The following is a 22,346-nucleotide window of genomic DNA, read 5'->3' as shown; positions in this document are numbered from 1 at the left end:
GGCCAATCAGAGCCAGCCGCGGTCGTCGGCGATCCGGACGGCGTCGACGCGGTTGCGCCCGCCGGTCTTGGTGATCGCCGCGGAGACGTAGTTCCGCACGGTGCCTTCGGACAGGTACAGCCGGGACGCGATCTCGGCGACGGTCGCGCCGGTCCGCGCGGTGATGAGGACGTCGCGTTCGCGTGCCGTCAGCGGGGATTCGCCCGCGGCGAGCGTCGCCACCGCGAGCGCCGGGTCGACCACGCGCTCGCCCTTCACGACCCGGCGGATCGCGTCGGCGAGGGCGTCGGCCGGCGCGTCCTTGACGACGAACCCGACCGCCCCGGCCTCCATCGCGCGGCGCAGGTAGCCGGCGCGGCCGAACGTCGTGAGCATGACGACGCGGCAGTCCGGCACCTGCGCGGCCAGCACGGCCGCGGCGGCCAGCCCGTCGAGGCCCGGCATCTCGATGTCGAGCAGCGCGACGTCGGGCCGGTGCTCCCGTGCGGCCGCGACGATCTCGTCGCCCCGCCCGACGGACGCGACGACCTCGAAGTCGTCCTCCAGGTCCAGGAGGGTGCCGAGAGCTTGGCGGACCATCTCCTGGTCGTCGGCCAGCAACAGCCGGATGGTCACGGCACCTCCACCGGGGTCAGGGACACGGCCAGCCGCCAGCCCCGGGGGCTTGCCGGCCCGGCTTCGACGCGCCCGCCCGCGTCCGCGACCCGTTCGCGGAGCCCCGCGAGCCCGCTGCCTTCGGTGGTCGCGCCGCCGACGCCGTCGTCGAGCACCTCGACCGAGGACGCGGAAAGCGTGACAGCGCAGCGGGTCGCGCGGGCGTGGCGGGCCACGTTGGTGAGCCCTTCGCGCACGACCCAGCCGAACAGCTCCTGGTGGTCCGGGCCGACGACGTCGACGGCGGTGGGCAGGTCGGCGGTGACCCCGCACGCGCGCAGCAGTTCGCGGCCGCGGGCCAGCTCCCCGGCGAGGGTGACGTCCCGGTAGCCCGACACGGCGGCCCGGACGTCGGTCAGCGCCTGGCGGGCGAGCGTCTCGACGGCGGCCATCTCCTCGCCGGCCCGCGCGGTCTCGGTCTCGAGCAGCCGCCGGGCCAGCGTGCTCTTGACGGTGATCGCGGTCAGCGAGTGGCCGAGCAGGTCGTGCAGGTCGCGGGCGATCCGGGTGCGCTCGGCCTCCGACGCCAGCCGCGCGACCTCGGCGCGGGCCTCGACGAGGGCGATGTTGGCGTGGATGGCTTCGGCGAAGGCGTAGACCACGAGCACGGTGAAGAACAGGGCGATCGCCTGCGGCCAGCCCGGTTCGGCCCGCCACGACGGCACGGCCCACGGGACCAGGACGGCGGCCAGCGCGACGACGGCACCCAGCGCCGGGGCGTAGCGGCCGATGCGCGGCGCGACCAGCGAAACGACGACCGCGGCGAGGAAGAAGGCCTCCCCGTGGGCGAAGGGGAGCGCCGCGGCGAAGAGCACCGTGCAGACGCCGAGGGACACCCAGTACCGCCGCCAGGTGCGGCGGGCGGCGGCGACGGCGCCGACGACGTAGGCGACGGCGAAGGCGGCCACGATCACGCAGCCGGCCACCGCGGCGGCGCCGCTCGAGTGCTCCAGCACCGCCGGCACCGTGACGATCGGGAAGGCGAGCAGGCCCGCGTCGAGGACCAGCCGCCGCCAGCCGTGCACCCACCGCTGCGCGTCGGCGGGCGCCGTCGAGTCGTTCATCAGCGGCACGCTACCGCGCCCGGCCTCAGCGGGCCGCGAACCGCGACCGCAGCTCGCGGCCGTTCACCAGCACGGCGACGCCGAGCAGCAGCAGCCCGCAGACCGCCTGCTCGAGCCGCAGCCACACCGGGAACGCGCCCGGCAGCGCGACGATGACGGCGATCGCCACCAGCATCACGCCCGAGACGATCCGCAGCCGCAGGAACGCCTTCTTCGACCCGCGTGCCGCCCGGCGGGCGAAGGAGAGCGTCAGGAGCGCGCTGGCGACGACGATCGTGGCGCGCACCCAGACGGCGTCGGTCACCATCGAGGGGTGGTCGCGGAGCAGGACGATCGCGCCGAGCGTCAGGACGCTGACGCCGAGGTAGGTGCCGATGAGGGCGAGCACGCGGCGGAAGGCCGGCGCGGTGGTCTGGACGGTCACGGTGTTCTCCCCGGGGAGTGCGGAACGGAGTTGCTTGCCCCGGAAATGCTCGTCGCGCGGGCTCCCGGCGGGCAGTGCCGTCCCGCACCGGGCGCTCATGACATTTGTCATCGTGTTGTCGGCCCAGGACTGGGAGAGCGCTCTCACAGGTGCTACAAAGAACGGGTGACGACGCATCCGCCTCCGGCGCCACCGACCCTCGAAGACGTCGCGCGGGTCGCCGGCGTCTCGCGCGCCACGGTGTCGCGGGTGGTGAACAGCGTGCGCAACGTCGACCCGAAGCTGCGCGAAACCGTCGAACGCGCCATCGCCGACACCGGCTACGTGCCGAACCGGGCCGCGCGGTCGCTGGTCACGCGGCACACCGGCGGGATCGCGCTGGTGGTGTCCGAACCCGAGCGGCACGTCGACGCCGAGGCGTTCACCGGCGGCGTGTTCGGCGACCCGTTCTTCGGCCGGGTGGTCGAGGGCGTCGTCGCGCACCTGCGCCCGCACGGCCGGCACCCGCTGCTGATGCTCGTCGACAGCGAGGACGAACGCGCGTCGCTCGTGGCGAAGCTGCGGCAGGAGCAGGTCAGCGGGGTGCTGCTGATCTCGCTGGCCCCCGACCGGGACCCGTTGCCGCTGATGCTGACCGAGGCGGGCGTCCCGACGGCGCTGTTCGCGCGGCCCGCCCGCCCGGCACCGGTCTGCTACGTCGACGTCGCCCACCAGGACGGCGCCCGGATCGCGGCGGACCGGCTCGTCGCCCGCGGCTGCCGGCGGGTCGCGACGATCGCCGGCCCGGGCGGCACCCCGGCGGGCCACGACCGGCTGGCGGGCTTCCGCGACGCGATGGCCCGCCACGGCCACGCGTACGTGGCCGTCGCCGAGGGCGACTTCACCCAGCACGGCGGCGAGCTCGCGATGGAGCGGCTGCTGGCGGCCGAGCCGGACCTGGACGGCGTGTTCGTCGCCAATGATCTGATGGCCTACGGCGCGCTGTCGGTGCTTTCCGACGCCGGGCGCCGGGTCCCGGACGACATCGCGGTGATCGGTTTCGACGACAGCCGCGTCGCGCTGAGCTGCCGCCCCCGCCTCACGACGATCCGCCAGCCGGTCGAGGCCATGGGCGCGGCGATGGCGCGGATGGTCCTGGACCGCATGGCGAACCCCACGCTGCGCGCAGAATCGGTGATCTTCGACCCGGAACTGGTGGTCCGAGACTCCGCCTGACCCGCCGGCCCACGTACCCAGCCAGTCGGCCCACGTACCCAGACGGTCGGCTCGCGAACTCCGCCGGACGACACGCTGCCCGAGTTCGCCTTGCCGTGTCGTCCTTCCAATCACACGTGTCGACTCCTCAGACACGCGAGTCGACCCTCCAAGCACGCGAACCGACCCTCCAGGCACGCTAGCCGACTCCCTGGGTACGTGAGCCGACCCTCCAGGTACGCGAGTCGACCCTCCGGGTACGCGGGTCGGGCGGTGGGGGACCTTGGCACGACGGCAACTCGGCGACGAGTGACGGGTTGCCGTCACTCGTCGCCGAGTACCTGCACCGGAGTCCGCGCTCCCGGCCGAGCCGCTCCCGTGGCCGGCCGGGGCCCGGCAGTGGGGCCGGGCGGCGGTCTCCGGTCAGCTCGTCCGGTCCAGGACCTCCGCTTCGCGCGTCGCGGCGGTGGCGAGGTCCCGGGCCAGCGCCTGGGTCGCCGGGTCGGCGCCCGCGGTCTGTTCGCCCTTCGCCAGCACCACGATCTGCTTCGAGTGCGCCCGCAGCAACGCGACGAGCCGCTGGTCGAAGTCGCCACCGTGGCTGGTCCGGAGCGCGACCAGGTCGGCTTCGGTGATCATCCCCGGCATCTGGTGTCCACTGTGGACGTTTCCGGCCGGCAACCCCGCCCGGTCACGAGCCGCCCGCAGGCGGGTCAGGAACCCGTCCTGGGCCGGCTCGAGCGCCGAGGCGGCGGACCGCACGGCGGTGCTCGCCGCGTGGTCCGCCGCCAGGTGGGCCGCGGTGACGGCGTTCTCCGTCATCGGCACGGTCAGCTGCAACCACGCGATGTCGGTCGGGTTGAACGCCCCGGAGCCGGAACCCGCCCCGGGGCCGGGCGGCGGCGCCGGGGCCGCCGGCACGGCGGTGGTGGCACACCCGCCCATGGACATCGCCACCACCACCGCCGCGACCACCGGCGTCCGCCGCCTCACGGCCGGCCGGGCAGCCGGTAGTTCGGACCGAGGACGGTGCCGCGGTCCGGTTTGTAGAGGTCGAACCCGCGCGGGTCGCACTGGAGCCCGCCGTTGATGCAGTGCGTGACCAGCGCGGCGAGGGTGGGCGGGTCCCACGCGTTGAAGAAGTCGTAGTGCCACGAATACCCGCGCCCGCTGGCCAGGTGGACGCCGGACATGTCACCGCTGACCGGGAACGCGATCTTGAACTCCAGCATCGGCACCGCGACCGGGTGGTCGGCCGGGCACGTCAGCGTCGTCTTGTCCGGGTAGGCCATGTGGCTCTTGTGATCGGCGGAGTCCAGGTGGACGCCGTCCCAGCAGCTCGGGGCCTGGTACCGGATGTTCAGCTGGCTGCCCGGCGTGCACTGCACCGGGATGTCCCAGTTGTGGAAGCTGTCCCCGCACTCCCAGCCCTCGATCGCGCCGGGCGCGTTCTGGAACTGGTCCTGCGTCGCCGTGACCGTCCCGGCGACGTAACGCAGGCCGGGCGGGAACGGCACGACCTTGGTGTAGTCGAGGATGCCGGACTTGTAGTACACGACCTGCGCGAAGTTCGGCAGGATCACCTGGTTGCCGTTGTAGACCGTCGGGAACCAGTACGCCGACAGGTCGTCGGGCGCCAGGCAGGTCGTGTTGCCCACGCCCGCGGCCTGCAGCGACTGGGTCGTCGTGGCCGCGTTGGTGGTCTTGTTGCCGATGAACGTGTGGTCGTGCGACGCGCCGGGCAGCCCGGGGAAAACGATCGGGTCGTCCGGCTGGTGGTGGCTGGGGGAGCAGTTGACCTGGAACTCGTGGTGCGTCACCAGGTTGTCGGCTCCGGCCGGCGACGACGTCGCCGCGGTCAGGAAGGCGCCTGCCAGCACGGTGGCGGCGGTGCAGGCGAGGAGCGCGGCTTTCGATGCCAAGGGTCCTCCACGGTGAGGGTGCCTGAGGAATGGGAGAGCGCTCTCCAAGAGCATGCGCACCGTGCTGCCACCCTGTCAAGGAGTACCCGCATCCCGGCGCGGACGGGCATTGTCCGTTTCCAGACGGGAAGCTTGACAACGCGGGCCGCCGTGACGAACGATCGGCCGTGCCGGAGAGCGCTCTCCAACCTCCGTCCCCTTTTTCGCGCGGGAGTCATCGTGGACCGACCGTTGCCCCTTCGTGCCGTCCCGGCACTCGTGGTCCTGCTGGTGCTGGGCCTGCTAGCCGGCCCGACCCCGGCACACGCCGCGACGTTGTTATCCCAAGGCAGACCCGTGACCGCCTCCAGCAGCGAAGGCGCGTCGACGCCGGCGTCCGCCGCGGTCGACGGCAACGCGGGCACCCGCTGGGCCAGCGCCTGGAGCGACCCGCAATGGCTGCAGGTCGACCTCGGCGCCGCCGCCGACATCAGCCAGGTGACCCTGAACTGGGAATCCGCCTACGCGACGGCGTACGAGATCCAGGTGTCCGACAACGCGTCGTCGTGGACCTCGATCTACAGCACGACGACGGCGACCGGTGGCGTGCAGAACCTCGCCGTCAGCGGCCACGGCCGGTACGTGCGCTTCTACGGCACCCACCGGGTCGGCGGCTACGGCTACTCGCTCTGGGAGTTCCAGGTCAGCGGCACCCCGGGCACGACGACGCCGGGCGGCCCCGGCGTCACCAAGGTGACCGGCAGCCAGGGCAACTGGCAGCTGAGCGTCGACGGCCAGCCGTGGACGGTCAAGGGCCTCACCTGGGGCCCGCCGGTCAGCGAAGCCGCGTCGCGGATGCCGGAGCTGCACTCGATCGGCGTCAACACCGTCCGCACCTGGGGCACCGACGGCAGCAGCCAGCCACTGCTGGACGCCGCCGCGGCCAACGGGATCAAGGTCGTCGCCGGCTTCTGGCTGCAGCCCGGCGGCGGGCCGGGCAGCGGCGGCTGCGTCGACTACACCACCGACACGACCTACAAGAACACGATGCTCGGCGAGATCCAGAAGTGGGTCAACGCCTACAAGGGCAACGCCGGCGTGCTCATGTGGAACGTCGGGAACGAGTCGATCCTCGGCATGCAGAACTGCTACTCCGGCACGCTGCTGGAGCAGAACCGCATCGCCTACGCCCGGTTCGTCGACCAGGCCGCGCAGGCGATCCACGCGATCGACGCCAACCACCCCGTCACCTCGACCGACGCCTGGACCGGCGCGTGGCCGTACTACAAGGCCTACACGCCGAACCTCGACCTGTACTCCGTGAACTCGTATGCGCAGGTCTGCCAGGTCAAGCAGGACTGGATCAACGGCGGTTACACGAAGCCCTACATCATCACCGAGACCGGCCCGGCCGGCGAGTGGGAGGTCCCGAACGACGTCAACGGCGTCCCGACCGAGCCCACCGACCAGCAGAAGCGCGACGGCTACACGAACGCCTGGAACTGCGTGCTGGCCCACCCGGGCGTGGCGCTCGGCGCGACGTTGTTCCACTACGGCAGCGAAGGCGACTTCGGCGGCGTCTGGTTCAACATCACCACGGGCAACGAGAAGCGGCTGTCCTGGTACGCCGTCCGCAAGATCTACAGTGGACAGACCGGCGGCAACACGCCCCCGGTGATCTCGTCGATGAACCTGAGCCGCACCACCGACGTCCCGGCCGGCGGCACCTTCACCGTGACGGCGAACGTGTCCGATCCGGACGGTGACCCGATCACCTACACCATGGGCTACAACAGCAAGTACATCAACAACGCGGCCGGCCTGATCCCGGCGCAGTTCACCGGCAACGGCACGTTCACCGTCACCGCGCCGCAGGACCTCGGCGTCTGGAAGATCTACCTCTACGCCCGCGACGGGCACGGCAACGTCGGCATCGAGACGCGCTCGCTGCGCGTGGTCGCACCATCGGTGCCGGGTACCAACCTGGCCCGCGGCGCGGCGACCACGGCGTCGACCTACCAGGCCGACGGTCCCGGCGCGCCCTACCCGCCGCAGGCCGCGACCGACGGCAACCAGGCGACGCGCTGGGCGAGCGCGTGGGCCGACCCGCAGTGGCTGCAGGTCGACCTGGGCAGCCGGCAGGCGTTCAACCACGTCCAGCTGGTCTGGGAGTCGGCGTTCGGCAAGGCGTACGAGATCCAGGTCAGCGACGACGGGACGAACTGGCGCTCGGTCTACGGCACCACGACCGGTGACGGCGGCGCCGACGACCTCGCGGTCTCGGCCACCGCCCGGTACGTGCGGGTGAACGCCACCCAGCGCGGGACGGCGTACGGGTATTCGGTGTACGAGTTCGGCGTCTACCGGAGCTGACGACAGCTAGTGGTGGCCCCTCCCGTGCCGGGAGGGGCCACTGCCGTCGGATCCGTGGGGACGGCGGCACTTTGCCGCGCCACACTGCATGGTCCGCCACGGCGGACACCGTGACCCCTATCGTGCCGCCGTCCCGCGCTGGGCGGCCTGATCGTCGCGCTCCGCCCCGCCGCAGACTTCGACCGCGAAGTCGTCGAACTGCCACGGCTGCGCGACGACCTCACGAAGCCGGCGGGCGCGCACTGAACGGAAGAGGGCCGGCGCGGGGCCGCGGGTTCGGCGCGTGGCCACCCCCAGCGGCCACGTGAGTCACCTCGCGGCCGCCGAGCCGGCCCGGGCTGGTGTTCCGTTTCCGAAACACCTACCGTCGGTATCGTAGTCTTTCCGGTACATGCTGTGTCAAGTTTTCGGGACAGCTAGGCTGGCTGTTGTCACGTTTCACGGTTGAGGGTGGTGTGCGGTGAGCGAGGAGCGCAGTTTCGCCGAACGGCTGGCGCACTTGATCGCGACCGTGCACCCGCCGGACCGCAAGCCCTACTCCTACCGGGAGATCGCGCACGGCGTCGCGGAGCAGACCGGCGTCACGATGTCGGCGACCCACGTGCAGCAGCTCGCCGTTGGCGCGCGCAAGGACCCCAAGCGCTCCCACATCCAGGCGCTGGCCCAGTTCTTCGGCGTGCCGGTGACCTACTTCTTCGACGACGAGGTGGCCGGCGAGGTCGACAAGCAGGTCGAGGACGTCGTGGCCTGGCGTGACGGCGAGGCCCGGAAGATGGCGCAGCGGGCGATGCAGCTCTCGCCGCGCGACCGCGAGACCGTGACCGCCCTGATGGACCAGCTCGGCAGCTACGACGAGACCCGCCGCCGCGAGGGCCGGCGCCGGAAGCCGGAGTGACGTGCGTGCGGTGAACGGTCGGCTACGATGACGTCGTCCGTGATCGCGCCCCGGTGCACCCGGCTGGCGCCCGCTCAGCGGGGAGGGCCCATCGACGCGCACGGCCTGACGAAGCTGCGAGCCGGGGCCCGCGCCCGGGTGCTGGCGGTGCTCACGGCCGTCCCGCTGCCGCGGCCGTGGTCGATGAACCGCTGGGTCGACGGCCTGGAGGCGTGGCGCGGCCGCGAAATCGACCTCGTGCCGGTCGAGTACCGGCCCGGCCAGCCGTCCGGCGCCTGGCAGGCCCGCCCGGCCTACGACCTGATCGCCTACACCGAGCACACGTCGGCGCTGCACCAGGACCACATCATCGCCCACGAGCTCGCCCACATGCTGTGCGCGCACACCGGCAGCTGCCTGATGTCGGAGTCCGAAGCCGCCGAGCTCGCCCCCGATCTGGCGCCGCGCGCGCTGTCGCACCTGCTCACGCGCGTGACGAGCGGCCGCGACGAGTACGAGGCCGAACTGATCGCCGTGCTGCTGATGAGCGCGGCGACGAGCGAACCGCTCGCCGTCCAGCCCGGTGCGTCCGGCCGTGCGGCGGACCAGGCGAGGCGGCTGGCGGCGCTGCTGGGATAGTCCGGTCCCGTGATCGACATTCTGTTCCTCGGGGTCGGGCTCTTCGCGCTGGCCGTCGGGATCTGGCGCGCCGTGCGGGCGCGACGGACCGGCGCCGGTGCGGGGCTCGCCGTTTCGCTCATCGCGCTCGGCGCGGCGTTCTGCTTCCTCTCCAATCGTGCGCAGGTCCTGGAGAGCGAGCTGTACCCGAGCCTCGGCCGGCTGCTCTCGAACCTCGCGACCATGGTCGCGGCCTACGGGATCGGGCTGACCGTCGCGGAGATCAGCGGCACCCGCGACCGCGGCCGGCGCACCCGGCTCGTCGCACTGGCCACGGCGTTGACCCTGCTGGTGGTGATGTTCTTCAGCACGCCGGACCTGCCACGCGGCCTCGGGTTGTTCGACGAGCTGTACCGGACCCACCCGACGCTCGTCGTGTACGTCTTCGCCTACACCGTCTACCTCGGGTTCGCGGTGCTCGACATCGGGATCGTGTCGGCGGTGACGATCCGGGCGAGCGGCGGCGCGTTGCGCGCCGGGCTCGCCTTGCTGCTGCTGGCGTCCGCGTTCGCCGTCGCCTACCTCGGCGGGAAGGTCGTCGCGACGATCAAGGCGCTGCAGGCCGACCACCCGGCCAAGGCGTTGTGCGCCGGGCCGTTCTCGACGCTGCCGTGCGCGCTCGACGTCGGCTTCCCGGCCGTGTCGGTGCTGCTGATCGTGCTGGGGCTGACGATCCCGTCGATCCCGGGGCTGGCGGCCGGCCGCCGCGACGCGCGGACCCTGCGTGTGCTGCGGCCGCTGCGTGAGCACCTCACCCGCCGGTTCCCGGAGATCGTCCGCATCGACCCGGGCGGCCCGTCGCGCCGCGAACGGCTGCTGACGGCGATGAGCGAGACCAACGACGGCCTGATCCTCGCCGGGGTGACGCCGGAGCTGGCGGCGCCGGCGGCCGCGCGGCTGGTGCGCGACCTGCCGGACGAGCCGGGGGAGACCGCGCCGCCGGTCGCCGGTGCGGAACCGTTCGCCGCGGACGTCGCGCGGCTGCGGGCGATCGCGCAGGCCTACCGGAGCGGCACCACCGGGTGAGTCACGCGCCGAACGGCGCGGTGAGGCGGGTTTCCCAGCCCTCGTCGTCGAGGGCGACCAGGTGCAGGGCCTCCGCGCGGGCGGCCAGCGGGAGCAGCGGCCGGACCTCGGCCGCGACCCGCTCGAGGTCGGCGTCGGTCCCGCCCATCGCGACGGTCAGGTGGGCGTCGGGCGTCGCGCCGAACCGGCCGCCGTAGGGCGGGACGTCCGGCCAGCGCGCGCAGACCGCGTCCGCGATCGCCTGCAACGCGGGCACGGGGATCGCCGAGAAACCCGGCGCGGTGACCAGTTCGGTGAGCGGGACGCCGACCGGCGCGGCGGCGGCGGCCAGCGCGCGCACGGCGTCGAGGACCTCGTCGGTCACCTCGGACGCGGAGAGGAACGGGTACAGCGCCGTCACGTGCGCGGGCAGGCCGGGGCGGACCAGCTCGGGGGCGGTGCGCCGGGCCGCGGCGAGCACGGGCTCGGCGGCGGGCAGCAGGATCACCAGCGCGGTGGTTCCGGGTCGGGGCACCTTCGCATCATGGCAGTGCACCCGGTCGGACCGCCGCCCGCGGCAGCACAGGCGCGCGGACCAGCGGGGTCCCTCGGAACGGAACCCGCTCAGGCGGCGGCGCTTTCCGGGAACCGGCTCGCGCGGGACAGGGCCAGGCTGCGGCGGCACAGTGCGACCAGCTCGTCGTTCGCGCGGCTGCGCGGGCTGCGGCCGCAGAGCCCGCAGCGGATGGCGACCTCGCCGGTGAGCTCGTCCACCGCGACCAGGGCCTGGTGGTCGCACCGGCGGCACCAGCGGTAGCCGATCGCGGAGTTGGCGTGCACCGGGGACGAGACGCACTCGTGCAGCCAGCGGCGGTGCGTCCGGCAGGTGACCCGGTCGGTCGGGTCGAGCCCGCCGGTGTCCTCCACCCGGTCCTCGCGGGCCAGCGTCGTGGCCAGCAGCGGCTGGCGCGGGGCGGCCGGCCTGTCCTGCGGGTTCGGCCCGGCCCACGCGTGGTGGTCGCCGCAGCGGCACTTCTCGGTCATGTCGCTCCCAAGTTCCGGTAAGTCGATGTCTTCGAGTGTGGGCGCGGTCACGCACGGGGACTACCGGGAAAACGCTCAGTTTCGCCCAGCGGCGCGACGGTGACGGCGGACGGACGAGCGGAATTCGGCGCGCGGGTATGCGAACATATGTTCTATGACCGCCGAGGGCCCCATCCTCCACGCCGACCTCGACTCCTTCTACGCGTCGGTCGAGCAGCGCGACGACCCGGGGCTGAAGGGCCGGCCGATCATCGTCGGCGGCGGGGTGGTGCTGGCCGCGAGTTACGAGGCCAAGGCCTACGGCGTGCGCACCGCGATGGGCGGCGCGCAGGCCCGGCGGCTGTGCCCGCACGCCGTCGTCGTGCCGCCGCGGATGTCGGCCTACTCGGCCGCGAGCAAGGCGGTGTTCGAGGTCTTCCGGGACACCACCCCGCTGGTGGAGGGCATTTCCATCGACGAAGCCTTCCTCGACGTCGGTGGATTGGCCAAGATCGCCGGACGGCCGAGCGCGGTCGCCGAACGGCTGCGGCAGGCGGTCGCCGAGCGGGCCGGGCTGCCGATCACCGTCGGCGTCGCGCGGACGAAGTTCCTCGCCAAGGTCGCCAGCCGGGTGGCGAAGCCGGACGGCCTGCTCGTCGTGCCGCACGACGCGGAGCTGGCGTTCCTGCACCCGCTGCCGGTCGGGGCGCTGTGGGGCGTCGGGAAGGTGACCGAGGAGAAGCTGCGCGCGTGCGGGATCACCACGGTGGGCCAGCTGGCCGCGTCTGAGCCGGTGGACCTCGCCGGCCTGCTGGGCCGCGGCGCCGGGCGGCACCTGCACGCACTGGCGCACAACCGCGACCCGCGCGTGGTCGAGACCGGCGTGCGGCGCCGGTCGATCGGCGCCCAGCGGGCCCTCGGGCGCGGCCGGCGGACCCCCGCCGAACTCGACGTCGTCCTCGTGGCCCTGATCGACCGCATCGCCCGGCGGCTGCGCGCCGCCCACCGCATCTGCCGCACGGTGACGATCCGCCTGCGCTTCGCCGACTTCACCCGCGCGACGCGCTCGTGCACGCTGACCGAGCCGACCGAGGGCACCGGCCGGCTGCTCGCCGCGGCGCGCGAGCTCCTGGAGGCCGCGCTGCCGCTGATCGCCGACCGCGGGATCACGCTGCTCGGCGCGTCCCTGTCCAACCTGACCGGTGACGACCACGTCCAGCTGGCCCTCCCGTTCGAACGCCAGCGGGCCACCCAGCTCGACACGGCCGTGGACTCGGTGCGGGACCGGTTCGGGAAAGCGGCCGTCACCCGCGCGGTTCTGCTGGGCCGTCCGGCCGAGCCGGAGATGCCGCTGCTGCCCGATTGACAGAGAAGCGCGACGGTGCGTCGGGAAAGTGTTCAGCTTTCCCGGGGTGGTGCGGGAATGCGCGCGTGGGTCAGGTGGGAAAGCCGGCTCGGCTTCAGCGCGTCGTCGCGATTCCACTCATCCGCGCCCACGCTGCCGCGCTGACCGGTCTGTTCGATCACTTCGAAACCGGTGCCGCGCAGGAGATCCGCCATGGCGGCGGGGGAGAGGAACGTCCGCCAGGGCTCACCTTCTGCTGCGGCCATCGGCGCGACGGCTTCGGCGTAACCGTTTCCGGCCGCGTCGCGCAGTTCCGCGGGGAGCAGGTGGTCGGCCACGATTTCCGACCCGGGGGCGAGGCCGCCGAGCTCGGTCAAGGTCGTCAGGATCGCCGCCCTGGTCAGGTACATGGTGACGCCGAGCCAGCTGACGAACACGGGACGGCGCGAGTCGAGTCCACTCTGGACGAGCCGGTCGGCGAGCGTCTCGGTTTCGAAGTCGACCGCGACGAAGGTCACCGACGGCGGCTCGGTGATCCCCGCGGCTTCCAGGAGTGCGCGTTTGGCCGCTTGGGTCGCGGCCCGGTCGACCTCGAACACGCGGAACCGGCCGGGCGGTGTCCGATAAGCGAACGAATCGAGTCCGGCGCCGAGAATCACATACTGGTATATACCGGAATTGGCGCGCAGAAGACGCTCTTCGGTGAACCGGCTGCGGCAGACGGCCTCGGCTCGCGCGCCGGCGAGGACCGGATGGGTACCGTGGAGCCGGTGATACGCCAGCAGTTCCTCCGCGCGGGCGCCGAGCAGCGGCGCGGCGAGCGGGTCCGAGAAGAGGGGCGGCGCGGCGTCGACGAGCAAATGTGCGGCCCGTGCGGCGGCCGCCGTGAACGCCGTGCGGCTGACGCCGGGCGCATTGCCGGGGGAATCGGGCGAAGTCATGCCGCAACGGTACCGATTTGATTTCGAGCATATCACGAAAACAAAAAGTCTACAAGATCACGCCCATTTCGACTAGGTTGCGATCACGTCTGTACGCGGGCGGCCCCGGCGCCCGAGCGGCCATTGTGGACGCCCCGCGTGCTTGACGGGATTCGACAGGTTAGGGTCTGTCCGACCGTGTTCTGGAGAAGATGAGGAACGACGAACCATGGCGCAACGGGTGCACGTCGAGATGGTGGACGACCTCGACGGGAGCGAGGCGAACCAGACCGTCCCCTTCGCTCTCGACGGGGTGAGCTTCGAGATCGACCTCTCCGAGGAGAACGCTTCGGCACTGCGGGACGAGCTCGCCCGCTACGTCGGCGCCGCACGGCGCATCGGCGGCCGCAAGGTCCGCCTCGCGACGGGCCAGTCGCTGACGGGCGCGTCGGGCTCGGGCACCGACCGCGAGCGCAACCGGCAGATCCGGGAGTGGGCGCAGGACAACGGCTACGAGGTAGCCGAGCGCGGCCGCCTCTCCAGCGAGATCATCGCCGGTTTCGAGGAACACCAGGCCGCGGCGGCCGAACCAGCGGAAGCCAAGCCGGCCCGCAAGCGCGCAACCCGCAAGAAGGCCTGACGCGGATCCCGTGCTGTGCAACGGGTCCGGCGCCTGGGGGCGCCGGCCACCCGAAGCGCGGTCGCGCCGAGGAAGTTCCGGACGCCGGGTGCCAGCCTGGAGAAGCGCTGCCCACAGCGCGGATCCCGGTAGGCACCCGGCGAACTGCTTGTCTCATCCCACTGGGTGATTGAGTTGAGCGGCGGGCAAGTCACTCGGTCCGGCGCGCAAGCCGGTCGGCCGAGAAGAGTCCGGCGCGCCGCCACGTTTTGAGGAGGCGATCGCCGCTTCCGCAGGGCTGTTGCGGCACGCGCCGGCACGACCGCGGCGCGGCTTGAGGTCATGGCGATGGTGTCCGGTGGGCAGGCGGAGCCGTTCCGCCGATCGAGTTCCCGCTGTAGGCCGAGGACAGTCTGGGGCGATGGTGCCCGGGTCGGCAAGCTGAGCGGTCCCGATCGAGTTGCCGCTACAGGTTGAGAAGAGTCCGGCGCGAGGGTGCCCGGCTGGCAGGTTGGGCGTGCCGTCGATCGAGTTGCCGTTGTAGGGCGAGGAGTCCGGCGCCATGGGGGCCCGATCGCCGGGCTGAGTGCTCCGCCGATTGAGTTGCTGCGGCAGGCCGAGAGTCCGGCGCGATGGTGTCCGGTCGGCAGGTTGGGTGCCTCGCCGACCGAGTCGCCGCTGCAGGCCGATGCGGCCGTCGTCAAACCCGCTCCCGACCCACGCCCCTCGCGACGCCCCGCTCCGGCCGTCGTGTCGGACTGAAGTCTGCTGCTTCCTCGGCGTGACCACATCGGACCCCCTGGCGGTCCGGCCTGCGATGATCGGCTGGAAAACCGGCACTTCCCAGGTGCCCAAAGGCTTGTCGGAGGGGGTCTCCGCTGGCCAGACTGTCAGTGCTCCTACGCGGCCGGTACCGCGCCGGAGCACCGGCCCGGTGGCCGCCTCCTCCCTCGATGGCCACCGGGCCGCCTTTCCGCCCGGCGCCCGGCGCGGGCCACCCCGGAATCCCCGCACCGCACCGAAACCCGTGCTCGCGGCGCGTCCGGCTCACGAAATTCGCAGCACGGACCGCCGAACGGGTCCGGTGGGTGGACATCGCCGCCACCTAGGGCGCACACTCTGACTACTCCATACTGCATACAATCGGCAGTCGAAACGGGTGGTGGTCGTGATGTCCCAAGTCCGCGAGCTCCGGGACGTCTACGGACGGCGGTACCGGGTCGGGGAGACCGACCTCGAGCTGCTCGGCCGGCCGCGCGGCCGGATCACCTGGCTCGCCGCGGCGGGGATGCTCGCCGCCGGGGTGCAGCAGTACGGCTTCGGCGCGATCGTGCCCGAGCTGAGCCGGGCGCACGGCTGGACGTTCGGCGCGATCGTCCTCACCTTCGCGCTGTGGGCCGTCTGCCAGGCCGGGATCGCGTTCCCCGCCGCGTGGCTGCGCGAACGCGGCACGCTGCCCGCGCCCGCCGCGATGACGCTCGGCGCGGTCCTGTGCGCCGCCGGGCTGGTCACGCTCGGGCGCGCGGGCAGCCTGCTCACCGTGTTCCTCGGCTACTCCGTGCTCGGCGGCCTCGGCACCGGCCTCGTCTACGCCACCTGCGTCGGCGCGGTGCTGGCCTGGTTCCCGGACCGTTCCGGCCCGAGCGCGGGTGTCGTCAGCGGTGCCTTCGCGTGGGGGAGCGTGCCGTTCGTCGTGCTGGCCGCCCTGCTGCCGGACGTCCGCCCGGTGCTGCTCGACGCGACCGCCGCCGTGGTGCTCGTCGTCATCGCCGGGTGCGGCGCCCTGCTGCGTTACCCGCCGCGGCACTGGTGGCCCGCGACGCCGGAACCGCGCGCGTGGGCCCTGGACAGGACGCACAACCGGCACCCGGCGATCCGGCACTACCGGCCCGCCGAGCTGTTCCGCTGCGGCACCACCCTCGCGCTGTACCTCGTCGTCGTGCTCGCCGCCGCCGTGCTGTTGTTCGACCTCGCGTACCTGGCGACGTTCGTCGCCGAGCGCAGTGGACCCGGTCTCGCCGCCGCCGCGCTGGCCCTGCTCGCCGCGGCCACCGGGTCGGGCCGGCTCCTCATCGGACGGCTGGCCGACCGGCTCGGTCGTCGCCGGATCCTGCGCCTCGCCCTGCTCGCCGGCGGAATCGCTCAGTTCGTCCTCTACTACTCGGGCGAGCACCGCCACGCCGTCGGCCTGCTGCTCGGTGTCACGCTGGCCGGGCTCGGCAACGGCTGCTGCTACACGCTGCTGGTCGGCCTGGTGCGCGAGTACTTCGGTGAGGAGTCGGCCCTGCAGAACTTCGGGATCCTGTACAGCGCCAAGGCCGTCGGCGCCGTCGTCGGGGTCGGGCTCGCCGCGGTCGGCCTGCTGGGCGCGTTCGCCGTCGCCGGGGTGCTGAGCCTCGCCGGGGCGCTGCTCACCGGCCGTCTCACCCAGCCCGGCCGGCCGAAGTCCCTGCTGCCCGCGGCGTAGGCCCGGTGGGCGGGGACCTCCCCGCCCACCGGACGCGGGCTCAGCGCGTCGAGTAGGAGTGCGCGCCGGTGCCGGCGAGCTTGCCGCCGTCGACGATCAGGTACTCGTCGCGGATCGGCGACCCCCCGAAGTAGTCCTCCAGGATCTCGCGCGTCCCCGCCGCGTAGCGCGCCTGCGCCGAGAGCGACGACCCGGAGATGTGCGGGGTCATGCCCTGGTACGGCATCGTCCGCCACGGGTGGTCGGCCGGCGCCGGCTGCGGGTACCAGACGTCGCCCGCGTACCCGGCCAGCTGCCCGCTCTCCAGTGCGCGGACCACGGCGTCGCGGTCGGCGATCTTCGCCCGCGCCGTGTTGATCAGGTACGCGCCGCGCTTCATCGACGCGATCAGCTCGTCGCCGAACAGGCCTTCGGTCTCCGGGTGCAGCGGCGCGTTGATCGTCACGACGTCGCAGTGCGGCACCATCTCCGCGGCACTTGGGTGGAAGGTCAGGTTCAGTTCCCGCTCCACCTCGGCCGGCAGCCGGTGCCGGTCGGTGTAGTGCAGGTGGACGTCGAACGGGGCCAGCCGCCGCAGCACGGCGGTGCCGATCCGCCCGGCCGCGACCGTGCCGATGTGCATGCCCTCGACGTCGTAGGAGCGCGCGACGCAGTCGGCGATGTTCCAGCCGCCGTCCAGCACGACCTGGTGCGACGGCAGGTAGTTGCGCACCTGCGAGAGGATCATCATCACGACGTGCTCGGCGACGCTGATGCTGTTGCAGTAGGTGACTTCGGCGACCGTGACGCCGTGGGCGATGGCCGCGTCGAGGTCGACGTGGTCCGAGCCGATCCCGGCCGTGACGGCCAGCTTCAGCTTCGGTGCCCGGGCGATCCGCTCGGGGGTGAGGTAGGCGGGCCAGAACGGCTGGGAGATCACGATCTCGGCGTCGGCGAGCTCGCGGTCGAACTCCGAGCCGTCGCCGTCCTTGTCCGAGGTGACGACGAGCGTGTGTCCCTGCGACTCCAGGAACTTCCGCAGCCCGAGCTCACCGGAGACGCTGCCGAGCAGCTGCCCGGGCGTGAAGTCCACACCCTGCGGGGTGGGCAGGGTCTGGCCGCCGGGGTAGCCGTCCAGGTGCGGCAGGTCGTCACGCGGGTAGGTCTTCGGGTAGCCGTCCACCGGGTCGTCGTAGAGCACGCACAGCACCTTTGCCACGGCGTCACACTCCAGGTTTTTTGTTGCGGGACAAGTACTTTCACCGTCCTCCGCGCGCGCGAGCGGGTCAACGTGAAGGTTTCTATCCCGGGATAGGCGCCGGCTATCGGGCCTGTTCGGCGAGGTGCCGGTGCAGCAGCGCGTCGAGGGTGCCGCGGACGTCGACGCCGCGGACGACCTCCAGCAGCGCGCGGGCGAGGATCGGCTCGGGCGAACCCGCCGTCACCACCAGACCGATCCGGTGCGATCGCGACGGTGTTTCGAGCGGCACCACGCGCATGCCCGGCGGCACGCCGAACAGGTGCAGCCAGGCGTGGGAGATGACGCTCGACCAGTGGTGGGTGGCGACGTGCGAGTAGAGCGCGGAGACGGTGTCCGTCTCGATCGCCGGCACGACGGTGGCGCCGGCCTCGGCGAACAGCGCGTCGAGCACGCGGCGGTTGCGCATGTGCGGCATGAGCAGGCACAGCGGCAGCGTGGCGACCTCGGCCCAGCGCACCAGCCGGCGTCCGGCCAGCTCGCCGTCGGACGGCGTCAGCAGCAGGTACCGCTCCTCGTAGAGCGGGACGCAGCGCAGTCCGTGCGGTGGTTCGTCGTCCACATAGGTCAGTCCGGCGTCGAGCTCGAACGCGGTCAGCCGGCGGGCGATCTCGTCGGAGGACAACGACTCCAGCGTCACCCGGGCGTGCGGGTGCCGCTCGCAGAAGGGCGCGGTGAGCATCGACATAGCGGTGAGCGCGGTGGGGATGGCGCCGACGCGCAGCACCCCCGAGAGACTGTCGCGCATCGTCGAGAGGTCTTCGTTGAGCGCGTCGCGCTCGGCCAGGATCCGCTGCGCCCACACCAGGACGCGCTCGCCTTCGGGCGTCAACCCGGCATACCGCGCGCCGCGCTGGACGACCTGGGTGCCGAGCTCGCGTTCGAGCTTCCGGATCCCGGCCGAGAGCGACGGCTGGGACACGTGGCACGCCTCGGCGGCCCGGGCGAAGTGTCCCTCACGGGCCAGCGCGACGAGGTATTCGAGCTGGCGCAGCAGCATGGGTTCAGCCTAGGTGAGCGAGCACGGCGGCGACGGGCGCCGGCGGCTCTTCGCGGTGGCTCGCGGCGAGCTGCCAGAGCGGGGGAGCGGCGAACCGCCGCGCGGTGACCTCGGGAAACCGCGCCGCGGCCGACGCCGGCAGGACGCAGGCGGCCAGCCCGGCCCGCACCAGCGAAGCGGCGGCGGTGAGGTCGTCGGCCTCCAGGCTGACGCGGCGGTCGGCGAACGCGCGGTCGACGACCTCCCGGATCGCCCACCCCGCAGGGAAGTCGACGAGCGAGAGCCCGGAGAGGTCGCCGGGCGCGGAGCGGGAGCCGCCGGGGGCGGTGGCGAGGACGAGTTCTTCACACGCCAGGGGAGTGGTGACCAGGCCCCCGGAATCCGGCGGCGACGCGAACCCGGGCCCGCCCGAGCCGGTCCCGGTGCGGGGATCCGGGGCGTCCTCGGCCGGGTTGGGAGCGCCACGGGATCCCGGCCTGGCGCCGGCCGTGTCCCGAGGATCCGCGAACCCGAGCTCGGTGAACACCGCTAGCGTGATGTCCACTGTGGACTCGGCGAGCGCGCACCCCAGCCGGTCCGCCGGCAGCTGGCGGACCTCGACGACCAGGCCCGGGTGCGCCTGCCGCAACGCCGCGAGGACCCGGTGCAGGTCGAGCAGCAACCCGGGGGCCAGGCCCAGCCGGACCCGGCCGTGGACGGGGGAGATCGCCGCGCGGGCGCGTTCCACCGCTTCGAGGGCCGCCCGCGCGGCGGGCACGAAGGCCTCGCCGGCGGGCGTCAGCGCCACACGGTGCGTGGTGCGGTGGAACAGCGGCGTGCCGAGGTCGCGTTCCAGCGCCCGCACGACGGTGGACACCGTCGACTGCACGGTGTGCAGGCGCAGCGCGGCCGCGGTGAAGCCGCCTTCCTCGGCGACCGCCACCACGACCGCGAGCTGGCGCAGGTCCATCACGTCACCTCGTCCAGCACGCCGGTCCGCTCGTCGAGGACGAACCCGCGCACCGCGCCGGTGTGCGGCAGGAACGGGCTGGCCCGCAGCCGCGCGATGCACTGCCGGACGTCCTGGGCCGGGTCGGTGAACGACTCCGCGGCCCAGCCCGGCCGGATCCCGGTGCGTTCCTCCAGCCGCCGCGCGAACTCCGTGTCGGTGAAGGTCCGCATCCCGCAGTCGTGGTGGTGCAGCAGCACGATCTCGCGGGTGCCGAGCAGGTGCTGGCTGACGGTCAGCGACCGGATCGCGTCGTCGGTGACGGCGCCGCCGGCGTTGCGGATGACGTGCGCGTCGCCTTCCTGGAGCCCGAGCAGGCGGTAGACGTTCATCCTCGCGTCCATGCACGCGAGCACCGCCAGGCCGAGCCGCGGCCTCGCCGACATCAGCCGAGGATTTCGCGGGCGAGGGCCGCGGTCTCGCTCGGCGTCCGGCCGACGCGGATCCCGGCCGCCTCCAGCGCCGTCTTCTTCGCCTCCGCGGTACCGGACGAGCCGGACACGATCGCGCCCGCGTGGCCCATGGTCTTGCCTTCGGGCGCGGTGAAGCCCGCGACGTAACCCACGACCGGCTTGGACACGTGGGCGCGCACGTACTCCGCGGCCCGCTCTTCGGCGTCGCCGCCGATCTCGCCGATCAGCACGATCAGGTCGGTGTCCGGGTCCTTCTCGAACGCCTCGACGGCGTCGATGTGCGTCGTCCCGATGATCGGGTCGCCGCCGATCCCGACGCACGTCGAGAACCCGATGTCGCGCAGTTCGTGCATGAGCTGGTAGGTCAGCGTGCCGGACTTCGAGACGAGCCCGATCCGCCCCGGTCCGGTGATGTCGGCGGGGATGATCCCGGCGTTGGACTTGCCGGGGGAGATGACGCCGGGGCAGTTCGGCCCGATGATCCGGGTCCGCCCGCCCGCGGCGACGGCGTGCGCCCACAGCCGCGCGGTGTCGTGCACCGGGACGCCTTCGGTGATCACCACCGCGAGACCGATCCCGGCGTCGACGGCTTCGACGACGGCGTCCTCGACGAACGGCGGCGGCACGAAGAGCACGCAGACGTCGGCGCCGGTCCCGGCCATCGCGTCGGCGACACTGCCGAAGACCGGCAGCGTCGCCGAGGCGATCTCGACGTGCTGCCCGGCTTTGCGCGGGTTCACCCCGCCGACGACGTTCGTGCCGGCGGCCAGCATCCGCGCGGTGTGCTTCGCGCCCTCGGTGCCGGTGATGCCCGAGACGACGATCCGGCTGTTCTCGTCCAGGAAGATGGCCACGGGTCAGACCTCCGCGATCGCGAGCTTCGCCGCTTCGCGCGCGGCGTCGTCCATGGTGGCCACCACGGTGACCAGCGGGTGCGCGGCTTGTTCGAGGATTCGCCTGCCCTCGGCCACGTTGTTGCCGTCGAGCCGCACGACGAGCGGTTTCGTGGCCCGCTCGCCGAGGACCTCCAGCGAGCGCACGATCCCGGTCGCGACGGCGTCGCAGGCGGTGATGCCGCCGAAGACGTTGACGAACACGCTCCGGACCTGCGGATCGCCGAGGATGACGCTCAGCCCGGCGACCATCACCTCGGCCGAGGCGCCACCGCCGATGTCGAGGAAGTTCGCCGGTCCGCGCGCGCCGACCGCGGCGGCGGCCGCCGCGACGACGTCCAATGTGGACATGACGAGCCCGGCGCCGTTGCCGATCACGCCGACGTCGCCGTCCAGCTTGACGTAGTTGAGGCCCTTCTCCCGCGCGGCCCGTTCCAGCGGGTCGCCGTCGTGCGGGTCGTCGAACGCCGCCGAGCGGCGGAAGTCCGCGTTGTCGTCGAGGGTGATCTTGCCGTCCAGGGCGACGATCCCGGTGGCGGTCTTCGCCAAGGGATTCACCTCGACGAGCGTCGCGTCCTCGGCGACGAAGACGTCCCACAGCTTCTGGACGACCTCCGCGGCCTCCTCGCGGACGTCGGCCGGGAAGGCTTCGGCCACCGCCGAAGCGTCCACTCCGTGCACGGCGTTCACCGGAACCCGCAGCAGTGCTTCGGGTTTCGTCGCGGCGACCTCCTCGATCTCCATGCCGCCCTCGGTCGACGCCATGGCCAGGAACGTGCGGCCGGCGCGGTCGAGCAGGAACGAGACGTAGTACTCCTCGGCGATCTCGCTCGCCTCGGTGACGAGCACCCGGTGCACGGTGTGCCCCTTGATGTCCATGCCGAGGATGTCGTCGGCGGCCTGCTCGGCGTCGTCGGCCGTGCGCACGACGCGGACGCCGCCCGCCTTGCCGCGGCCGCCGGTCTTCACCTGGGCCTTGACCACCACCGGCCCGCCGAGGGACACGGCGGCGTCGCGGGCGGCGGCGGGATCGGCGGCGACGCGGCCGCGGGGGACGGGCACGCCGTGTTTCTCGAAGAGATCTCGGGCTTCGTGTTCGAAGAGGTCCATGCGGGGCGTCCTTCCGCGGTGCTGCAGGGCAAGGAGGTCCGCCGTGTCCGGGGCAGGCGATCGCACCCCGCGGGGCTGGGAAAAACCCTGCGGATGGGCCTGGACACGGGCTGCTAGAAGGGTGACTATATGCCTACCCCATACGGTATGCAATCTACAGTCTG

General features: G+C 72.6%; 22 protein-coding genes. 8 read left to right on the top strand and 14 right to left on the bottom strand.

Annotated elements, in window-relative coordinates; genetic code table 11:
* Positions 1–6: 6 nt before the first annotated feature.
* Genes OG570_RS36630 through OG570_RS36620 form a run of 3 tightly spaced genes read right to left on the bottom strand, consistent with a single transcriptional unit; the run spans position 7 to position 2,142 of the window.
* Entirely contained in the window at positions 7–615 is a 609-nt protein-coding gene (locus OG570_RS36630) for a response regulator transcription factor (RefSeq protein ID WP_326949436.1), read from the bottom strand.
* Positions 612–1,718 (bottom strand): sensor histidine kinase, encoded by a 1,107-nt coding sequence (locus tag OG570_RS36625; RefSeq protein ID WP_326953434.1) that lies wholly within the window; start codon positions 1,716–1,718, stop codon positions 612–614. The genes OG570_RS36630 and OG570_RS36625 overlap by 4 nt, the downstream gene beginning before the upstream one ends.
* A 25-nt stretch (positions 1,719–1,743) precedes the next feature.
* Positions 1,744–2,142 carry a hypothetical protein gene (locus tag OG570_RS36620; protein ID WP_326953433.1) on the bottom strand — a complete coding sequence of 133 codons (399 nt, stop codon included), beginning with the start codon at positions 2,140–2,142 and terminating at the stop codon, positions 1,744–1,746.
* 165 nt (positions 2,143–2,307) lie between these two features.
* On the opposite strand from OG570_RS36620, the gene OG570_RS36615 reads away from it, so the two are divergent.
* The gene (locus tag OG570_RS36615) at positions 2,308–3,357 is read left to right on the top strand and encodes a LacI family DNA-binding transcriptional regulator (protein ID WP_326953432.1); all 1,050 of its coding nucleotides are present in this window, start codon (positions 2,308–2,310) and stop codon (positions 3,355–3,357) included.
* A 402-nt stretch (positions 3,358–3,759) separates the two neighbouring features.
* Here the strand turns inward: OG570_RS36615 and OG570_RS36610 are convergent, their stop codons facing one another.
* Entirely contained in the window at positions 3,760–4,329 is a 570-nt protein-coding gene (locus OG570_RS36610) for a DUF305 domain-containing protein (protein WP_326953431.1), read from the bottom strand.
* Entirely contained in the window at positions 4,326–5,258 is a 933-nt protein-coding gene (locus tag OG570_RS36605) for a DUF1996 domain-containing protein (protein WP_326949441.1), read from the bottom strand. The genes OG570_RS36610 and OG570_RS36605 overlap by 4 nt, the downstream gene beginning before the upstream one ends.
* A gap of 219 nt (positions 5,259–5,477) precedes the next feature.
* Here OG570_RS36605 and OG570_RS36600 point away from each other — a divergent pair, with 219 nt between their 5' ends.
* The 4 genes from OG570_RS36600 to OG570_RS36585 all read left to right on the top strand — a co-directional run bounded on the left by OG570_RS36600 (position 5,478) and on the right by OG570_RS36585 (position 10,188).
* Positions 5,478–7,610: a discoidin domain-containing protein gene (locus OG570_RS36600; RefSeq protein ID WP_326953430.1), complete on the top strand. Its 2,133-nt coding sequence runs from the start codon at positions 5,478–5,480 to the stop codon at positions 7,608–7,610.
* 460 nt (positions 7,611–8,070) lie between these two features.
* Positions 8,071–8,505 carry an XRE family transcriptional regulator gene (locus OG570_RS36595; RefSeq protein WP_326949443.1) on the top strand — a complete coding sequence of 145 codons (435 nt, stop codon included), beginning with the start codon at positions 8,071–8,073 and terminating at the stop codon, positions 8,503–8,505.
* Between the two features lie 27 nt (positions 8,506–8,532).
* Positions 8,533–9,123, top strand: coding sequence for a hypothetical protein (locus tag OG570_RS36590; RefSeq protein WP_326949444.1), 591 nt, complete (start codon positions 8,533–8,535; stop codon positions 9,121–9,123).
* 9 nt (positions 9,124–9,132) lie between these two features.
* Positions 9,133–10,188 carry a hypothetical protein gene (locus OG570_RS36585; protein WP_326953429.1) on the top strand — a complete coding sequence of 352 codons (1,056 nt, stop codon included), beginning with the start codon at positions 9,133–9,135 and terminating at the stop codon, positions 10,186–10,188.
* A 1-nt stretch (position 10,189) separates the two neighbouring features.
* Here the strand turns inward: OG570_RS36585 and OG570_RS36580 are convergent, their stop codons facing one another.
* Entirely contained in the window at positions 10,190–10,702 is a 513-nt protein-coding gene (locus tag OG570_RS36580) for a 2'-5' RNA ligase family protein (protein WP_326953428.1), read from the bottom strand.
* 89 nt (positions 10,703–10,791) lie between these two features.
* Positions 10,792–11,211, bottom strand: coding sequence for a hypothetical protein (locus tag OG570_RS36575; protein ID WP_326949447.1), 420 nt, complete (start codon positions 11,209–11,211; stop codon positions 10,792–10,794).
* 154 nt (positions 11,212–11,365) lie between these two features.
* Here OG570_RS36575 and dinB point away from each other — a divergent pair, with 154 nt between their 5' ends.
* Positions 11,366–12,556 carry a DNA polymerase IV gene (gene dinB, locus OG570_RS36570; RefSeq protein ID WP_326953427.1) on the top strand — a complete coding sequence of 397 codons (1,191 nt, stop codon included), beginning with the start codon at positions 11,366–11,368 and terminating at the stop codon, positions 12,554–12,556.
* A 32-nt stretch (positions 12,557–12,588) separates the two neighbouring features.
* Here dinB and OG570_RS36565 read toward each other — a convergent pair whose 3' ends face one another.
* Positions 12,589–13,476, bottom strand: coding sequence for a class I SAM-dependent methyltransferase (locus tag OG570_RS36565; protein ID WP_326953426.1), 888 nt, complete (start codon positions 13,474–13,476; stop codon positions 12,589–12,591).
* A 208-nt stretch (positions 13,477–13,684) separates the two neighbouring features.
* On the opposite strand from OG570_RS36565, the gene OG570_RS36560 reads away from it, so the two are divergent.
* Together OG570_RS36560 and OG570_RS36555 are read left to right on the top strand one after the other, a co-directional pair.
* On the top strand, positions 13,685–14,095 hold the full coding sequence (locus tag OG570_RS36560; protein ID WP_247051604.1) for a histone-like nucleoid-structuring protein Lsr2: 411 nt from the start codon (positions 13,685–13,687) through the stop codon (positions 14,093–14,095).
* A gap of 1,150 nt (positions 14,096–15,245) precedes the next feature.
* Positions 15,246–16,541, top strand: a complete 1,296-nt coding sequence (locus OG570_RS36555) for an OFA family MFS transporter (protein ID WP_326953425.1) — start codon at positions 15,246–15,248, stop codon at positions 16,539–16,541.
* Positions 16,542–16,581: 40 nt separating this feature from the next.
* Here the strand turns inward: OG570_RS36555 and OG570_RS36550 are convergent, their stop codons facing one another.
* From OG570_RS36550 to sucC, 6 genes are all read right to left on the bottom strand, one after another.
* A complete protein-coding gene (locus OG570_RS36550; RefSeq protein WP_326953424.1) occupies positions 16,582–17,739 on the bottom strand; it encodes an NAD-dependent formate dehydrogenase in 1,158 nt (385 codons plus the stop codon).
* Positions 17,740–17,842: 103 nt separating this feature from the next.
* Positions 17,843–18,778 carry a LysR family transcriptional regulator gene (locus OG570_RS36545; RefSeq protein ID WP_326953423.1) on the bottom strand — a complete coding sequence of 312 codons (936 nt, stop codon included), beginning with the start codon at positions 18,776–18,778 and terminating at the stop codon, positions 17,843–17,845.
* 4 nt (positions 18,779–18,782) lie between these two features.
* Positions 18,783–19,727, bottom strand: coding sequence for a LysR family transcriptional regulator (locus tag OG570_RS36540; RefSeq protein ID WP_326953422.1), 945 nt, complete (start codon positions 19,725–19,727; stop codon positions 18,783–18,785).
* Positions 19,727–20,152: a beta-class carbonic anhydrase gene (locus OG570_RS36535; RefSeq protein WP_305879324.1), complete on the bottom strand. Its 426-nt coding sequence runs from the start codon at positions 20,150–20,152 to the stop codon at positions 19,727–19,729. The genes OG570_RS36540 and OG570_RS36535 overlap by 1 nt, the downstream gene beginning before the upstream one ends.
* Positions 20,152–21,033, bottom strand: coding sequence for a succinate--CoA ligase subunit alpha (gene sucD / locus OG570_RS36530; protein WP_326953421.1), 882 nt, complete (start codon positions 21,031–21,033; stop codon positions 20,152–20,154). Before sucD ends, OG570_RS36535 begins: the two co-directional genes overlap by 1 nt.
* 3 nt (positions 21,034–21,036) lie before the next feature.
* Complete coding sequence (gene sucC, locus OG570_RS36525) at positions 21,037–22,182, bottom strand: ADP-forming succinate--CoA ligase subunit beta (protein WP_326953420.1); 1,146 nt, start codon at positions 22,180–22,182, stop codon at positions 21,037–21,039.
* Positions 22,183–22,346: the final 164 nt, after the last annotated feature.

It is taken from the genome of Amycolatopsis sp. NBC_01286, assembly GCF_035982555.1.
GTDB lineage: Bacteria > Actinomycetota > Actinomycetes > Mycobacteriales > Pseudonocardiaceae > Amycolatopsis.
Note: the sequence above shows the minus strand (reverse complement) of the source record. Positions and strands in the feature narration are given on the sequence as shown.

Bases quoted from the DNA above. Each gene is read 5' to 3' on its own strand.
- OG570_RS36625 (WP_326953434.1), bottom strand. From the start codon at position 1,718: ATGAACGACTCGACGGCGCCCGCCGACGCGCAGCGGTGGGTGCACGGC.
- OG570_RS36590 (WP_326949444.1), top strand. From the start codon at position 8,533: ATGACGTCGTCCGTGATCGCGCCCCGGTGCACCCGGCTGGCGCCCGCT.
- OG570_RS36575 (WP_326949447.1), bottom strand. From the start codon at position 11,211: ATGACCGAGAAGTGCCGCTGCGGCGACCACCACGCGTGGGCCGGGCCG.
- dinB (WP_326953427.1), top strand. From the start codon at position 11,366: ATGACCGCCGAGGGCCCCATCCTCCACGCCGACCTCGACTCCTTCTAC.
- OG570_RS36565 (WP_326953426.1), bottom strand. From the start codon at position 13,476: ATGACTTCGCCCGATTCCCCCGGCAATGCGCCCGGCGTCAGCCGCACG.
- OG570_RS36560 (WP_247051604.1), top strand. From the start codon at position 13,685: ATGGCGCAACGGGTGCACGTCGAGATGGTGGACGACCTCGACGGGAGC.
- OG570_RS36555 (WP_326953425.1), top strand. From the start codon at position 15,246: ATGTCCCAAGTCCGCGAGCTCCGGGACGTCTACGGACGGCGGTACCGG.
- OG570_RS36545 (WP_326953423.1), bottom strand. From the start codon at position 18,778: ATGCTGCTGCGCCAGCTCGAATACCTCGTCGCGCTGGCCCGTGAGGGA.
- OG570_RS36540 (WP_326953422.1), bottom strand. From the start codon at position 19,727: ATGGACCTGCGCCAGCTCGCGGTCGTGGTGGCGGTCGCCGAGGAAGGC.
- OG570_RS36535 (WP_305879324.1), bottom strand. From the start codon at position 20,152: ATGTCGGCGAGGCCGCGGCTCGGCCTGGCGGTGCTCGCGTGCATGGAC.
- sucC (WP_326953420.1), bottom strand. From the start codon at position 22,182: ATGGACCTCTTCGAACACGAAGCCCGAGATCTCTTCGAGAAACACGGC.